The organism is Pseudomonas sp. UTLPPB19802 (assembly GCF_059730225.1).
This window is the reverse complement of sequence record NZ_AP048545.1, coordinates 1876516-1892194: the sequence shown is the minus strand read 5'-3', so window position 1 is coordinate 1892194 and position 15679 is coordinate 1876516. Positions and strand designations below refer to the sequence as shown.

Below are 15679 nucleotides of genomic sequence, written 5' to 3'. Positions count from 1 at the left end.
AGCTCGGGCGTCCTTGAGCCCGCCAAAAAAGCCTCGCGACGACTCGACACCCGACGAACCCGCTCCCATACTGCCTATCAGGACGGCTTGACCTCCGCCAGCGCCTGCTCGGCGGCCTCTTTTTCGGCCTCCTTGAGATCATCTTCACTGATCATCTCGGCGATCACCCGCAAACGCTCCACCACCCGTGCGTTGACGCTGCCTTCCGGGAACTGGCCATCGGCATCCGGCTCGCCGGCAGGCTCGCCCACCAATAGGCTCAGCGCTTCGTCGGCCTGGCGCACCGCATAGACGTGGAACATCCCGGCACGCACCGCCTGCAGGACCTTCTCGTCGAGCATCAGGGTCGCGACGTTGGCCTGCGGGATGATCGCACCCTGCTCGCCAGTCAGGCCGCGGGCCTCGCAAAGACGGAAGAAGCCCTCGATCTTCTCGTTGACCCCGCCAACCGCCTGGACCTCGCCGAACTGGTTGATCGAGCCGGTAATGGCAAAACACTGCTTGAGCGGCGTTTTCGACAAGGCCGAAATCAGCGTGCAAGCCTCGCCGAGGGACGCGCTGTCGCCATCGACATAACCGTAGGACTGCTCCAGGGCGATACTTGCGGAAATCGCCAGGGGGAATTCCTGTGCATACCGACTACCCAGGTAACCGGTGAGGATCATCACCCCTTTGGAGTGAATCGGCTGGCCAAGGTTCACCTCGCGCTCGATATCGACGATACCACTGCCACCCGGATAGACCGTGGCGGAAATCCGCGCCGGCACGCCAAACGCCGAATCACCGACCTCCAGCACCGTCAGGCCGTTGCACTTGCCAACTGCCGCACCGTCGGTATCGATCAGGATGATGCCCGCGAGCATGTCGTCGAGAATCCGCGCCGACACCCGCCCGGTCCGCGTGGCCTTGGCCTTCAGGGCCCGCTCGATATGCCCGGCATCGGTGCGCTCGTCGCCGGCCAGGTGACGGATGAAATCCGCCTCGCTGACCAGTTGGAACAGATCGCCGATGCGCGCCGACAATCGTCCCTGGTGCTCGGCCAGGCGCGCGCTGTAGGTCGCCAGGCGGGCTACAGCGTCCGCGGTCAGCGGTGCCATGCCCTCCTCGGAAGTGCGGGTCTTGAGCAACTGGGCGAACTGCTCCAGGCTCTCGTCGACCATCGGGATGTCTTCGTCGAAGTCCACCAGTACGCGGAACATCTCCTGGAAATCCGGATCCAGGTCCTGCAGCGCGTAGTACAGCTGCCGCGCGCCGATGATGATGACCTTGACCTGCAGCGGAATCATTTGAGGGGTCAGGGTCACGGTCGCCAGGCGGCCAAGTTCGCCCAGTGGCGACTCCATCTTCAGCTTGCGCGATTGCAAGGCGCGCTTGAGCGCATCCCAGACGAAGGGCTCGCCGAGCATCTTCTCGGCTTCGAGGATAAGGAACCCACCGTTGGCCCGGTGCAACGCACCCGGACGCAGTTGCCGATAGGTGGTGTACAGGGCACCCTGGTCGGTGCTGTATTCGATACGACCGAACAGGTTGTCGTAGGTCGGATGCGGCTCGAACACCACCGGCGCACCACCACCAGCCGGATGCCCGACCACCAGGCTCGGGGCATACTGCTCCTCGAGCAGCTTGCGGGCCACGGCGTCGGTCTTGCTGTCGTCGACCAATTGCTCGACCACGGTACGCAGCAGGTTGACCTGCATCGCCTGCAGATAACCGCACACTGCCGCATTTTCCGCGTATTTTTCCGACAACGGCGCCAGCAGCGGTTGCAGGGCGAGGGTGATGGTTTCCTCGTTCAACTGGCGCAGCTGATTGTTCGACTCGCGCTTCCACTGCGGCAGGCTGGCCAGTTCCTCGTTGAGACGCTCCTCGAGGTCGGCGATATCGCTGTGAAAACGCTCGCGTTCGGCCTCGGGTAACTGGGCAAACTCCGCCTCATCGAGGGCCTTGCCGTCGCTCATCGGGGTGAAGGCGATGTTGCTGCTGTCGCGATACAGGGCGACGTCCTTCTCCAGGGCCAGGCGCTCGATCACGTCCAGGGCGCGGTCATAACGCTGGTTGAAGGAGCGATCAATCCCGCTTTTCTTCTGCTGATAGGACGGATGCTCGAAAACTGCCGGAAAGGTCGCCAGCAAGTTGTCGATCAGGCCACCGATGTCGCTGATGAAGGCACCGGCCTCGCCCGCTGGCAATTCCAGCGCCCGCGGCTCGCGTGGCTCATCGAAGTTGTTGACGTAGACCCAGTCCGAAGGGGTTTGCAGGCGCTTGCCTTCGGCCTTCAGGTAGCGTTTGACGAACGAGAAACGGCCGGTTCCCGGCTCGCCCATGACGAACACGTTGTAACCGGGGCGTGGCATTGCCACGCCGAACTGCAAGGCTTCGACCGCGCGCTCCTGGCCGAGTACTCCGCGAAAAGGCTCCAGATCATTGGTGGTGGAGAAGCTGAACTGTTCAGCGGAGAAAGGACGAGTCAGCGCTTCGGGCGCAAGACGCAGGCTGGCAGCAACAGAATCAGACATCGGGCATCCTTACATCAGGCGGGGCAGATGAAAGCATTCTGGCGCCGGCCATACCCGGCTGGCAAGGCGACCGTCAGGTCGATCTCCAGGGAAGCGTAAAGTGCCAGGAACCGTCCTACATGTTTTACACAGTATTCTTCTGGCAAAAAACCACGGAACCCTTGGATCGTGCCTAGACTCCAACATGCGCGGTCGGACACATAACCGGCCCACCGGGGCTTGCGCAGACCGGTCCCTTGTTTTGACATGCACACAAAGAGAACAAAGCTATGAAACGGATTCTTCTCGGTACTCTCTTCACTGTTGTCTCCCTCCAGGCCATGGCCCAGGCGCCAGGTGGTCCGGATTGCGGTTGGGGCAACATGCTGTTCAAAGGCCAGCGCGGTACCCCGGCACACTTCCTGGCTTCCACCACCAACGGCACATCCGGTAACGCCACCTTCGGCATGACCTCCGGTACCAACGGCTGCTCCACCAGGGACGCGCTGACCTACGGCGGCAAGTCCTGGATCGCCATGAATGGCATGATGAACGAGTTGTCGGAAGACATGGCCAAGGGACAAGGCGAAGCACTGACCACCTATGCGGTGGTTCTCGGTGTGGCTCCGGAAGATCGCGCGCACTTCGCGGCCGTGACCCACGAGCACTTCCAGCAGATCTTCAGCAAGGCCGACGTCACCGCCGACGACGTGCATACCAACACCCTGGCCGTTCTCAAGAACGACCCACGCCTGGCCAAGTACGCCACCCAGGCTTGAGCGTGACCCGCCCGCCTCACGGGGCGGGCATTCCCTGCCCGACCCGGACAACAGTTGCCGACCATGCTCAAACGCCTTGCCTATCTGGCGCTCTGCGCCTGCGCTCCACTCCAGGCCGCTCCACACCTCGATGATCAACGTTTGCAGCAATTGGCCAACGATCCCTTCTGGATCTCCCTGGGCCATTACGAACACGCCAAGCTCGGTGGCTGGCGCAGCTATGTCAGTGACAAGAAGTTCTTCCTCGCCGCCGATGGCGCGCACCACCCCGATGCCGAGCTAAAGGCCACCGTCGCCGCACTCTACGCGCCGGCCAGCGCCGGCAACCAGCACGCGCAGTGCGTGTACCCGGCACGGGCGCGCTGGCTCAAGGCACAACTGCAACTGAACGACCTGCCGACCCCGGACTGCACCGAATTCAACCAATGGTTCAAGGATGTCTCGCCCCACAGCACGGTGATGATCTTTCCCGCGGCCTACCTGAACAGCCCGTCGTCGATGTTCGGCCACACCCTGCTGCGCATAGACCAGGCCGATGTCCAGCGCGACCAGACCTCGCTGCTCAGCTACGCGATCAATTTCGGCGCCTACATCGAAGGTTCCGACAACAGCATTCTCTATGCCTGGAAAGGCCTGATGGGCGGCTACCCAGGCCTGTTCGCCCTGGTGCCCTACCAGGAAAAACTCTCCGAGTACCGCAGCCTGGAAAACCGTGACCTGTGGGAATACCGGCTGAACCTCACCCCGGAAGAAACCGCACGCATGGTCGAGCACGTCTGGGAGCTGAAACAGATCCAGTTCGACTATTTTTTCTTCGACGAAAATTGCTCCTATCGCCTGCTGGAACTGTTGCAGGTCGCTCGCCCGAGCCTGCGCCTGACCGGCCAATTTCCCCTGACCGCCATTCCCACCGATACGGTGAAGGCGGTCAAGGAAGCCGGCCTGGTGGAGAAGATCGACTATCGCCCGTCTCGCGAGCGCGAGTTGCTGGAGCGAGCCAAGCCGCTGGACCCGGAGGAGCAGCAGTGGGTACTCAAGGTCAGCGCCGACCAGAATGCCCTGCAGGACCTGGCCTTCAAGGCCCAGCCCCGCGACCGCCAGGCTCTGATCGTCGACGCCGCCTACCGGCTCGAACGCTACCGGGCCAATGGCCAGGAACGCGACCCGGTCCGCGCGCAACGCAGCTTCGAACTGCTACGGGCGATCAACCGCAACCCGGCGCCGGAACTGCAGATCACTCCGCCGGGGCTGCCGGAAAACGGTCACGAATCGCGCACCTGGCAGGCCGGGCTTGGCACCCGGGGTAGCAAGGCGTTCGGCGAGTATGGCCTGCGCATGGCTTATCACGACCTGAACGACAACGCCGAAAGTTTCCCATTGGGTGCCCAGATCGAAATCCTGCAGATGAAACTGCGGCAGTACGAAGGCAACCACTGGCAACTGCAACAGCTGGACCTGGCAACCATCCGCTCACTGACGCCACGCAACGCGCTGCTGCAACCGTGGTCCTGGCAAGTCACCGGTGGCCTGGAGCGAGTCCCCGGCAAGCATGACGACCAGACCCTGGTCAGCCATGTCAACGGCGGCGCCGGTGGCACCTGGCAATTGAGTGACGACCTGCTCGGGTTTGCCCTGGGCACCGTGCGCCTGGAGCACAACGCCGATTTCGCCGCCTTCGTGTCGCCGGCCAGCGGCTTCAACACCGGCCTGCTATGGAAAAACCCGCTGGGCAACCTGAGCCTCGAGGCCAAGGGCGACTACTTCACCAACGGCGAAGTGCGCCGCAGCCTGAGCCTCAACCAGCAATGGGAGTTGTCGCGCAACCTCGGCTTGCGGCTGAGTGCACAGCGCGAGTTCAGCAAACTGGCTTCGGCAGAAAACGAAGTCATGCTGGAACTGAAGTGGTATCACTACTGAGCCTGGCCCGCGACAGCGCGGGCCAGGGTCCGATCAGTCACATAACAGCTTCGCGCGCCCGGGATCGCGCTCCAACGACTGTTCCAAAAGACGCAGGCAATGCTCCTGATCACGCCGGCGCATATTGTCGATGCTGATATTGCCGACACTTTCCGGCTCGGTCCGCTCCGAAAAACGGATATCCACCAAAGGTTGCTCGGGCTGTAACTGAAATCGGCTGGCGGGCTCCTCGACGAGAACCCTGGATGGCTCGGCCGCGGCAGCGGCAGGTAAATCGTCCGGGGTCATGCCAAAACGGCCCAACAGGGAACTCTCGGGCAGGGGGTCACCCAGGGCAACGCAGGCAGACAAAGTCAGGCCGACACCCATGCCATGGGCTTTGAAGCAACTCATACACCACTCTCTTTTACTATGACGACAAACGCCCCCGCACACTTGCACGGGGCTGAAACCATCGGCGCAGAGCGCTCGATGCGCTAACAACCTACATCGGAAAATGACGACCTGCGCCAGGGAAATTTACCATCCGGTGGCAAAAACCGCTCAATCACAACGCACTGGCGACAACGTCTTCACGCCTCACTCACAAAGAACGGCCTACACTCAATGGCATGCAGGTCGAAAAACCAGGGTGTCAGGATGTGGCGTTGGCTGTTGTTGGGCGTGATGATCGCACTCGCCGGTTGCGAGTCGACCCACGACCATCTGCTCATGCAGGGTTACCCACCGGCCTTCGCCGACGGTTTCGATGACGGCTGCTCCAGCGGCCGGCAAGCGGCCGGAGCCATCACCGGCCAGTTCCGCAAGAATGTGCCCCGCTACCTGCAGCAGCATGAATACGCCACCGGCTGGGACGATGGCTTCCGCCAGTGCCAGGCCATGCGCGAGAACGAGGACCGCGAGGCCTACAAGGACCGCCATTGGGACGAGCGTGAGCGGGCCTGGCAGCAGGAAAAGGATCGCGACGCGGCACGGGCCTACCGTTCGCAATAGGTCGCTTTCTGACAACCGCCCGTTTCCGGATACTGCGAACATGGTGCCGACACCATCAACGGGAGAACGCCATGAGTCGCGCCTTCGTCAATGAAGACAGCGCCGCCGCCCAGGCCAGCCAGCCGGTGGAACGCCAGATCAGCTCTCAGCCCAACTACGTCACCCCGACGGGCCTGGCCCAATTGCAGGTGCGCGTTACCGCCTTGCAGGCCGAGCACGGCCAGCACAGTGCCCTGGGCGAACAGGCCGACAAGCAGCGCCTTGCCGATATCGAGCACGACCTGCGCTATTTCAACCAGCGCCTGTCCAGCGCCCAGCTCGCCGCGCCGGCGACGTCCAGCGAAGTGGTGCAGATCGGCAGCCAAGTGACCTTCGTCGATGAACAGGACCAGCAACAGCAGGTGCAACTGGTGGGGGAAGACCAGGCCGACTACGCCAGCGGCCTGGTCAACTGGGGCTCGCCGCTGGGACGGGCGCTGCTTGGCGCCCGCCTGGGCGATGAAGTGTTGTGGAAACGTCCGGCCGGCGACCAGATGATCGAGATCACCCGGATCGATCCGGCCTAGCGCTCAGTCAGACGACGCCCTGGGCCAGCATGGCCTCGGCAACCTTGACGAAACCGGCGATGTTCGCGCCCTTGACGTAGTTGACCCGGCCATTTTCCTCGCCGTAGTGCACGCAGGCATGGTGGATCGCCTGCATGATGCCGTGCAGCTTGCTGTCGACTTCACCGGCCGTCCACAGCAGGCGCATGGCGTTCTGCGACATTTCCAGGCCGCTGACTGCCACGCCGCCGGCATTCGAAGCCTTGCCCGGGGCGAACAGGGTGCCAGCGTCGATAAAGATATCCACAGCCTCCAGGGTGGTCGGCATGTTCGCGCCTTCGGCCACGCAGATGCAGCCGTTGCGCAGCAGGGTCCGGGCAGCGTCGGCATCCAGCTCGTTCTGGGTTGCACACGGCAGCGCGATGTCGCAGCTCAAGCCCCATGGATGCTCACCAGCCAGGAACTCCAGGCCAAAACGTTGCGCCAGCTCGCTGATCCGCCCGCGCTGGACGTTCTTCAGGTCCATCAGGGCCTGCCATTGCTCTTCGGTCAGGCCGGCTTCGCAGTACAGCGTACCTTCGGAGTCGGACAGCGAGATGACCTTGCCGCCCAGGTCCATGACCTTGCGTGCGGCATATTGCGCGACGTTACCGGAACCGGAGATGGCCACCCGCTTGCCTTCGACACGATCGCCGTTGCGCTTGAGCATTTCCTCGGCGAAATACACGCAACCGAAACCGGTGGCCTCCGGCCGGATCAGGCTGCCGCCATAGCTCATGCCCTTGCCGGTCAGTACCGACGTGAACTGGTTGGCCAGGCGCTTGTACTGGCCGAACAGGAAACCGATTTCGCGGGCACCGACACCGATGTCACCAGCCGGCACGTCCACATCGGCACCGATATGGCGATACAGCTCGCTCATGAAAGCCTGGCAGAAACGCATGACTTCCGCGTCGCTCTTGCCCTTGGGATCGAAGTCCGAGCCGCCCTTGCCGCCGCCCATCGGCAGCGAGGTCAGGGCGTTCTTGAAGCTCTGCTCGAAGGCGAGGAACTTCAGCACGCCGAGGTTGACCGACGGATGGAAGCGCAGGCCGCCCTTGTACGGGCCGATGGCGCTGTTCATCTGGATGCGGAAGCCGCGGTTGACCTGGACCTTGCCCGAATCGTCGACCCACGACACGCGAAACGTGATGGCCCGTTCCGGCTCACACAGACGCTCGAGAATACCCGAGGTCAGGTAGTGCGGATTTTGCTCCAGGAAAGGCCACAGGCTGCGCAGGACTTCCTCCACTGCCTGGTGGAATTCCGGTTGGTCCGGATCGCGTTTTTTCAGGCGGGCGAGGAAGTGGTCGACAGATTCGATCATGGGAGGGTCTCGTCAATGAGTTGTCGTTTTCAATAATTCGAGCCGGACTTTATCAACTGATCAAGCACTAGGACAGTGCAAAATGTCGCACTTATGAATTTAAATGGTGCTTTTTATATAAAACCCCACGCAAAACAGGCCTTGCTGGCACCATAAAAAAGCATCATCCCATCACGACGCACCAAAGTGGAAATACCGGAAAAACGAGCAAAAAAAAGCGGAGCCCGAAGGCTCCGCTCTTTTTCATCAACCGCTCGATCAGGCCAATTTCTTGTGCCGTACACGATGCGGTTGAGCTGCTGCTTCACCAAGGCGCTTCTTGCGATCAGCCTCGTACTCGGTGTAGTTGCCTTCGAAGAACACTGCTTGCGAATCGTCCTCGTAGGCCAGGATGTGGGTGGCCACACGGTCCAGGAACCACCGGTCGTGGGAGATCACGATGGCCGCGCCAGGGAAGTCCAGCAGGGCCTCTTCCAGGGAACGCAGGGTTTCGACGTCGAGGTCGTTGGACGGTTCGTCGAGCAGCAGGACGTTGCCGCCCTCCTTCAGGGTCAGGGCCAGGTGCAGGCGACCGCGCTCACCACCGGATAGATCCTTGACGAACTTCTGCTGGTCGCCGCCCTTGAAGTTGAAGCGACCGACGTAGGTACGCGACGGGATCTCGTAGTTACCGATGCGGATCTGGTCGGAACCGTCGGAGATCTGCTGGAACACGGTCTTGCTACCGTCCAGGTCCTCGCGGCTCTGGTCGACGCAGGCCAGCTGCACGGTTTCACCGATCTCGATGCTGCCCGAGTCCGGGGTTTCCTTGCCCATCAGCATGCGGAACAGCGTCGACTTACCGGCACCGTTACCACCGATCACACCGACGATCGCCCCCTTGGGCATGCTGAACGACAGGTTGTCGATCAGGACGCGGTCGCCATAACCCTTGGTGACGTTCTTGAACTCGATGACCTTGTCGCCCAGGCGCGGACCGGCCGGGATGTAGATCTCGTTGGTCTCGCTGCGTTTCTGGAATTCCTGCGATTGCATTTCCTCGAAGCGCTGCAGACGGGCCTTGGATTTCGACTGGCGTGCCTTGGCGCCCTTGCGCACCCACTCCAGTTCTTCCTTCATGGCCTTTTCGTGGGCCGATTGCTGCTTGGACTCCTGGGCCAGACGATCGGACTTGGCTTCCAGCCAGCCCGAATAGTTGCCCTCGTACGGAATACCGGCGCCGCGGTCGAGTTCGAGAATCCAGCCGGCGACGTTGTCCAGGAAGTAACGGTCGTGGGTAATCGCTACCACAGTGCCCGGGAAGTCGTGCAGGAAATGCTCCAGCCAGGCGACGGAGTCGGCGTCCAGATGGTTGGTCGGTTCGTCGAGCAGCAGCATGTCGGGAGCCGACAGCAGCAGGCGGCAGAGGGCCACGCGACGCTTCTCACCACCGGACAGGTGCTCGACGCGAGCATCCCAGGCCGGCAGGCGCAGCGCATCGGCGGCGACTTCCAGCTGGCGCTCCAGGTTGTGGCCATCGCTGGCCTGCAGGATCGCTTCCAGCTTGGCCTGTTCGGCGGCGAGCTTGTCGAAGTCGGCATCCGGATCGGCGTAGGCGGCGTAGACCTCATCCAGGCGGGCCTGGGCGTCCTTGATCACGCTGACCGCTTCCTCGACCACTTCGCGCACGCTCTTGGTCGGGTCCAGTTGCGGTTCCTGCGGCAGGTAGCCGATATTCAGGTCCGGCATCGGCCGCGCTTCACCGTCGAACTCGGTGTCGACGCCCGCCATGATTTTCAGCAGGGTGGACTTGCCCGAGCCGTTCAGGCCGAGAACGCCGATCTTGGCGCCAGGGAAAAACGACAGGGAGATGTTTTTCAGGATTTCCCGCTTCGGCGGCACAACTTTGCCCAGCCGATGCATGGTGAAGACGTATTGAGCCATGGAGAACCTAGCGTCAGTGACGGATTGAATATGAAGGTGTAGCCCGAACCAGGCAGCATTGCGCGGCATGCGTTATGCATCATCGAATGCAGCGCCAATCCTGCGTCAAGTAAGGAGCGCAAAAATACTCGCGTAACAGGTAAAATTACCTGAATGTGTGCATCAGGGCAAACCGCTGGGCAGAACTGGGCTGGCACTTTGCCACAACTCAAGGCATGCTAGCCGCCCTTCGGGCGTCCGGCTTATAGTGCACGTCGCGCCAATCCAGCCCAACCGCAGGATCACAGTTTGAGCAACGCCAACCCGCCATCGCCCGTGCGCGCATCCCGTCATGTGTCCGGCACGCCCCTGCGCGGCACCATAAAGGGTGTCCTGGCGATCATGGTGCTGCTCATGCTCGCCGTACTGCTCTGGCAACTGATCGACCAGTTCCAGCAGACCCGCAAGGTCCAGCGCCAGTACAGCATCGACTACAGCGCCGAACTGGCCGATCACATCAGCCTGAACATGAAGCTCGATGCGCAGATCGCCGCCAACCTGCTGCCGATCTTCGAAAAACCCGAGACGACCGAACAGCAACAGCAGTTGCTCGACAAGCTGCGCCTGTCGCTGCCCTCCATCCAGAGCTTCGCCCTGTTCGATACCAAGGGCAACCTCATCAGCGACAGCGCCGCCGACAGCCACGACATCGACTACCTGGGCGACCTGGTCCGGCACAGCAATCGCACCCAGGCCTATTATTTCACCAACGATGACGATGGGTCGGTCGTGCACCTGCTGCTGCGCCAGGCCACTGGTGAGACCAACGGCTACTGGGCGCTGCGCCTGGGATCGAGCCTGTTCCAGAGCCTGACCCGCCAGACCGAGCAGAAGTTTCGCCCGGCCTGGGTCATCGAGAACCGCCAGAACCATCGCGTCATCAGTCGCGACAATGACATCAGCCCGCGCCCCTCGGTGTTGCAGCCGGACGATGAGGCCAACAGCGTGCTGATCGCCCCCCTGTCCAACAGCGACTGGCAACTGCGCGGCCTGTTCGACCAGCGCAAGATGCTCGAGGAATTGCTTCCGGCCCTGATCGGCAAGTGCCTGCTGGGGCTTGGCCTGTCGATGCTGCCGGTCCTGGCGCTGATCAACATGCGTCGCCGCCAGCATCAGGTGCACGAGGGCCGCCGCCGCTACCAGGAGATTTTCGAAGGCACCGGCGTTGCGCTATGTGTTCTCGATCTGTCCAGCTTGCCGGGGTTCCTGGAAAACCACCGGCTCACCGACAGCGACAGCCTCAAGAAGTGGGTCGCCCACGATCCGCAACATCGCCGCCTGTTGCTCGAACAACTGCGCATCACCGAAATCAACCTGGTAGCACTGCGCCTGCTCAATGTCGATTCCCGTGAAAGCGCCTGGAACTGCCTGATCGAAGGCTGCCCGAGCCAGGTCAGCGGCATCGGCTACCCGCTGGTCGACGCCCTGATCAACCAGCAGAACCAGTTGGAACTGGAAATCAAGCAGACCGACGCCCACGGCGAGGACCAGCACCTGTGGCTGGTATTGCGCCTGCCGGAAGATCCCTGCGACTACAACGCGGTCATCCTGAGCATCAGCGACATTACCAGCCGCAAGCTGATCGAACTGTCGCTGCTTGAGCGCGAGGGGTTCTGGTCGGACGTGGTGCGCACGGTGCCCGATCACCTCTACGTCCAGGACGTGATCAGCCAGCGGATGATCTTCAGCAACCACCACCTGGGCCAGACGCTCGGCTACAGCAAGAGCGAGCTACACCAGATGGGCGAGTACTTCTGGGAAATCCTGCTGCATCCCGAGGACGCCGAGCATTACCACCGCCTGCGTCATCAGCAACGGCATGCCGGCTACAGCCAGTTGCTGCAATGCCAACTGCGCTTTCGCCACCGCGACAGCCAGTGGCGACGCTTCGAAATCCGCGAACAGGCCCTGGCCCGGGACAAATACGACCAGGTCACGCGGATCATTGGCGTGGCCAAGGACATCACCGACCAGATCGAAGCCAGCGAATCGCTGCGTGACAGCGAGCAACGCTACCGGATGCTCGCCGAGAGCATCAGTGACGTGATCTTCTCCACCGACAGCACGCTGCAACTGAACTATGTCAGCCCGTCGGTGCAGACCGTCCTCGGTTATGACGCCGACTGGGTATTCCAGCATGGCTGGCACTCGACCATCGCCAACCCGGCGCAACTGACCGGCATTTATCAATTGATGGAGCGGGTCAGCAAGGCCCTGGACAAGCCCGAGCAACTGGCCGAACTGCGCAGCAAGGTCCAGACCCAGTTGTTCGTGTTCGACTGCCTGCGGGCCGATGGCCGCAAGATCCCGATCGAACTGCGGCTGGTACTGGTCTGGGACGAACACGGCGCATTCGAGGGCATTCTCGGCGTCGGCCGCGACATCAGCCAGCAACGCCGCGCGGAAAAAGACCTGCGGATGGCGGCAACGGTATTCGAGCACTCGACCTCGGCGATCCTGATCACAGACCCGGCCGGCTATATCGTCCAGGCCAACGAGGCCTTCAGCCGCGTCAGCGGCTATGCCGTCTCCGACGTGCTGGACCAACTGCCCAACATGCTCACGGTCGACGACCAACAGGAAGCCCACCTGCGCTACGTGCTCAAGCAGTTGCAGCAACACAACACCTGGGAAGGCGAAGTCTGGCTCAAGCGCCGCAGTGGCGAACACTACCCCGCCTGGGTCGGCATCACCGCCGTGCTTGACGACGAAGGCGACCTGGCCAGCTACGTGTGCTTCTTCAGCGACATCAGCGAGCGCAAGGCCAGCGAGCAGCGCATTCATCGCCTGGCCTACTACGACGCCCTGACCCACCTGCCCAACCGCACGCTGTTCCAGGACCGCCTGCACACCGCACTGCAACAGGCCGAGCGGCAGAAGTCGTGGGTAGTGCTGATGTTCCTCGACCTCGACCGTTTCAAGCCGATCAACGACTCCCTCGGCCATGCTGCCGGCGACCGCATGCTCAAGGAAATGGGCACCCGCCTGCTGGCCTGCGTCGCCGAGGACGACACCGTGGCGCGCATGGGCGGCGACGAATTCACCCTGCTGCTGCAGCCGCGGGCGACCCGCGAGATGGCGCTGAACCGGGCCATCCATGTCGCCGAGCAGATTCTCACGAGCCTGGTCACGCCCTTCGTCCTGGAAGGCCGCGAGTTCTTCGTCACCGCCAGTATCGGTATCGCCCTAAGCCCGCAGGACGGCAGCGAGCTCAGCCAACTGATGAAGAACGCCGACACGGCGATGTATCACGCCAAGGAGCGCGGCAAGAACAACTTCCAGTTCTACCAGGCCGACATGAACGCCAGCGCCCTGGAGCGCCTGGAACTGGAAAGCGACCTGCGCCACGCCCTGGAACAGAACGAATTCGTGCTCTACTACCAGCCGCAGTTCAGCGGCGATGGCAAGCGCCTGACCGGTGCCGAAGCCCTGCTGCGCTGGCGCCATCCGCGCCGGGGCCTGGTGCCGCCGGGGGACTTCATCCCGGTGCTCGAGGAGCTCGGGCTGGTGGTGGATGTCGGCGACTGGGTGCTGGCCGAAGCCTGCCGCCAGCTCAAGACCTGGCACCAGAACAAGGTCCGCGTGCCCAAGGTGTCGGTGAACATCTCTGCACGGCAGTTCTCCGACGGCCAATTGGGCACGCGGATCGCCACCATCCTGCGGGACACTGGCCTGCCGCCAGCCTGCCTGGAGCTGGAACTGACCGAAAGTATCCTGATGCGCGAAGTCAGCGAGGCGATGCTGATCCTCGACGGCCTGAAGAATCTTGGCCTGAGCATCGCGGTAGACGATTTCGGCACCGGCTACTCGTCGCTCAACTACCTCAAGCAGTTCCCGATCGATGTGCTGAAGATCGACCGCACCTTCGTCGACGGCCTGCCGTCTGGCGAACAGGACGCGCAGATCGCCCGCGCAATCATCGCCATGGCCCACAGCCTGAACCTGGCGGTGATCGCCGAGGGCGTGGAGACCCATGAGCAGTTGGACTTCCTGCGCGAGCACGGTTGCGACGAGGTGCAGGGCTACCTGTTCGGCCGACCGATGGCGGCCAGCCGCTTCGAGGCGCAGTTCAGCAATGATGCGCTGTTCATGTTCGATTGAAGCCCTGCACCGCCGCTGCTGAGGCTATCGCCAGCAAGCCGGCTCCCACCGCCAAGGAATCGGCGGCCAGACTGGCCCTTGCAGGAGCAGGGCTTGCCCGCGAACAGTCCCCTGCAAATCCAAACTGAATGCCACTTATCTGCGACATGATGCCCTTTCATATGCCAGATAAAAGCCATTGAGTTAGAATGCCCTCCTTTTCTGCCCCCGATCCTTGAGGACCGCCATGTTCAGCCGTGATTTGACTATTGCCAAGTACGACGCCGATCTCTTTGCCGCCATGGAGCAAGAAGCTCAGCGCCAGGAAGAGCACATCGAGCTGATCGCCTCGGAAAACTACACCAGCCCAGCGGTGATGGAAGCCCAAGGCTCGGTACTGACCAACAAATACGCCGAAGGCTACCCAGGCAAGCGTTACTACGGCGGCTGCGAATACGTCGACGTGGTTGAGCAACTGGCCATCGACCGCGCCAAGGAGCTGTTCGGCGCCGACTACGCCAACGTCCAGCCGCACGCCGGTTCCCAGGCCAACGCCGCGGTCTACCTGGCACTGCTGCAAGGTGGCGACACCATCCTGGGCATGAGCCTGGCCCACGGCGGTCACCTGACCCACGGTGCCAGCGTCTCCTCCTCCGGCAAGCTGTACAACGCCGTGCAGTACGGTATCGACGCCAACGGCCTGATCGACTACGACGAAGTCGAGCGCCTGGCGGTCGAGCACAAGCCGAAAATGATCGTGGCCGGTTTCTCCGCCTACTCGCAGATCCTCGACTTCCCTCGCTTCCGCGCCATCGCCGACAAGGTCGGTGCCTACCTGTTCGTCGACATGGCCCACGTGGCCGGCCTGGTTGCCGCTGGCGTCTACCCGAACCCGGTGCCATTCGCCGACGTAGTCACCACCACCACCCACAAGACCCTGCGCGGTCCACGTGGCGGCCTGATCCTGGCTCGTGCCAACGCCGACATCGAGAAGAAGCTGAACTCCGCCGTATTCCCAGGCGCCCAGGGCGGCCCGCTGGAGCACGTGATCGCCGCCAAGGCCATCTGCTTCAAGGAAGCACTGCAGCCTGAGTTCAAGGCTTACCAGCAACAAGTGGTGAAGAACGCCCAGGCCATGGCCGAAGTGTTCATCGCCCGCGGTTTCGACGTGGTTTCCGGCGGCACCCAGAACCACCTGTTCCTGCTGTCGCTGATCAAGCAGGACATCTCCGGCAAGGACGCTGACGCGGCCCTGGGCAAGGCGTTCATCACCGTGAACAAGAACTCGGTACCGAACGACCCACGCTCGCCGTTCGTCACCTCCGGTCTGCGCTTCGGTACTCCAGCGGTCACCACCCGCGGCTTCAAGGAAACCGAATGCCGCGAGCTGGCTGGCTGGATCTGCGACATCCTGGCTGACCTGAACAACGACGCGGTCATCGACGCCGTTCGCGAGAAGGTCAAGGCCATCTGCAAGAAGCTGCCGGTATACGGCGCCTAACCCGCCCGCATCACGCAGCAGAACAAAGCCCGGTCAGCGAT

General features: G+C 62.4%; 10 protein-coding genes. 6 read left to right on the top strand and 4 right to left on the bottom strand.

Translation table 11 applies throughout. From position 1 onward, the window contains the following. Positions 1–77: 77 nt before the first annotated feature. Positions 78–2516 (bottom strand): Lon protease family protein, encoded by a 2439-nt coding sequence (locus tag AC6I6U_RS08580; RefSeq protein ID WP_497881541.1) that lies wholly within the window; start codon positions 2514–2516, stop codon positions 78–80. Positions 2517–2785: 269 nt separating this feature from the next. Here AC6I6U_RS08580 and AC6I6U_RS08575 point away from each other — a divergent pair, with 269 nt between their 5' ends. Further along, a complete protein-coding gene (locus tag AC6I6U_RS08575) occupies positions 2786–3274 on the top strand; it encodes a DUF3015 domain-containing protein (protein ID WP_497881540.1) in 489 nt (162 codons plus the stop codon). Between the two features lie 63 nt (positions 3275–3337). After that, the gene (locus AC6I6U_RS08570; RefSeq protein ID WP_497881539.1) at positions 3338–5191 is read left to right on the top strand and encodes an Lnb N-terminal periplasmic domain-containing protein; all 1854 of its coding nucleotides are present in this window, start codon (positions 3338–3340) and stop codon (positions 5189–5191) included. A 33-nt stretch (positions 5192–5224) separates the two neighbouring features. On the opposite strand, the gene AC6I6U_RS08565 is transcribed toward AC6I6U_RS08570, so the two are convergent. Then, complete coding sequence (locus AC6I6U_RS08565; RefSeq protein ID WP_497881538.1) at positions 5225–5584, bottom strand: hypothetical protein; 360 nt, start codon at positions 5582–5584, stop codon at positions 5225–5227. A gap of 246 nt (positions 5585–5830) precedes the next feature. Between AC6I6U_RS08565 and AC6I6U_RS08560 the strand changes: the two genes are divergently transcribed. Together AC6I6U_RS08560 and AC6I6U_RS08555 are read left to right on the top strand one after the other, a co-directional pair. After that, entirely contained in the window at positions 5831–6184 is a 354-nt protein-coding gene (locus AC6I6U_RS08560; protein ID WP_497881537.1) for a hypothetical protein, read from the top strand. A gap of 71 nt (positions 6185–6255) precedes the next feature. Beyond that, a complete protein-coding gene (locus tag AC6I6U_RS08555) occupies positions 6256–6750 on the top strand; it encodes a GreA/GreB family elongation factor (RefSeq protein WP_497881536.1) in 495 nt (164 codons plus the stop codon). Positions 6751–6757: 7 nt separating this feature from the next. On the opposite strand, the gene gdhA is transcribed toward AC6I6U_RS08555, so the two are convergent. Next, positions 6758–8095 (bottom strand): NADP-specific glutamate dehydrogenase, encoded by a 1338-nt coding sequence (gdhA, locus tag AC6I6U_RS08550; RefSeq protein WP_497881535.1) that lies wholly within the window; start codon positions 8093–8095, stop codon positions 6758–6760. A 258-nt stretch (positions 8096–8353) separates the two neighbouring features. Next, complete coding sequence (gene ettA / locus AC6I6U_RS08545) at positions 8354–10018, bottom strand: energy-dependent translational throttle protein EttA (protein ID WP_497881534.1); 1665 nt, start codon at positions 10016–10018, stop codon at positions 8354–8356. Positions 10019–10306: 288 nt separating this feature from the next. Here ettA and AC6I6U_RS08540 point away from each other — a divergent pair, with 288 nt between their 5' ends. Both AC6I6U_RS08540 and glyA read left to right on the top strand, forming a co-directional pair. After that, entirely contained in the window at positions 10307–14158 is a 3852-nt protein-coding gene (locus AC6I6U_RS08540) for a sensor domain-containing protein (RefSeq protein ID WP_497881533.1), read from the top strand. A 226-nt stretch (positions 14159–14384) separates the two neighbouring features. Continuing rightward, the gene (glyA, locus tag AC6I6U_RS08535; RefSeq protein ID WP_497881532.1) at positions 14385–15638 is read left to right on the top strand and encodes a serine hydroxymethyltransferase; all 1254 of its coding nucleotides are present in this window, start codon (positions 14385–14387) and stop codon (positions 15636–15638) included. Positions 15639–15679 lie beyond the last annotated feature (41 nt).

What these genes read in the sequence shown, in the direction of transcription:
- AC6I6U_RS08570 (WP_497881539.1), top strand. Translation starts at nt 3,338, where the DNA reads ATGCTCAAACGCCTTGCCTATCTGGCGCTCTGCGCCTGCGCTCCACTC.
- AC6I6U_RS08560 (WP_497881537.1), top strand. Translation starts at nt 5,831, where the DNA reads ATGTGGCGTTGGCTGTTGTTGGGCGTGATGATCGCACTCGCCGGTTGC.
- AC6I6U_RS08565 (WP_497881538.1), bottom strand. Translation starts at nt 5,584, where the DNA reads ATGAGTTGCTTCAAAGCCCATGGCATGGGTGTCGGCCTGACTTTGTCT.
- glyA (WP_497881532.1), top strand. Translation starts at nt 14,385, where the DNA reads ATGTTCAGCCGTGATTTGACTATTGCCAAGTACGACGCCGATCTCTTT.
- AC6I6U_RS08580 (WP_497881541.1), bottom strand. Translation starts at nt 2,516, where the DNA reads ATGTCTGATTCTGTTGCTGCCAGCCTGCGTCTTGCGCCCGAAGCGCTG.
- AC6I6U_RS08575 (WP_497881540.1), top strand. Translation starts at nt 2,786, where the DNA reads ATGAAACGGATTCTTCTCGGTACTCTCTTCACTGTTGTCTCCCTCCAG.
- AC6I6U_RS08555 (WP_497881536.1), top strand. Translation starts at nt 6,256, where the DNA reads ATGAGTCGCGCCTTCGTCAATGAAGACAGCGCCGCCGCCCAGGCCAGC.
- gdhA (WP_497881535.1), bottom strand. Translation starts at nt 8,095, where the DNA reads ATGATCGAATCTGTCGACCACTTCCTCGCCCGCCTGAAAAAACGCGAT.
- ettA (WP_497881534.1), bottom strand. Translation starts at nt 10,018, where the DNA reads ATGGCTCAATACGTCTTCACCATGCATCGGCTGGGCAAAGTTGTGCCG.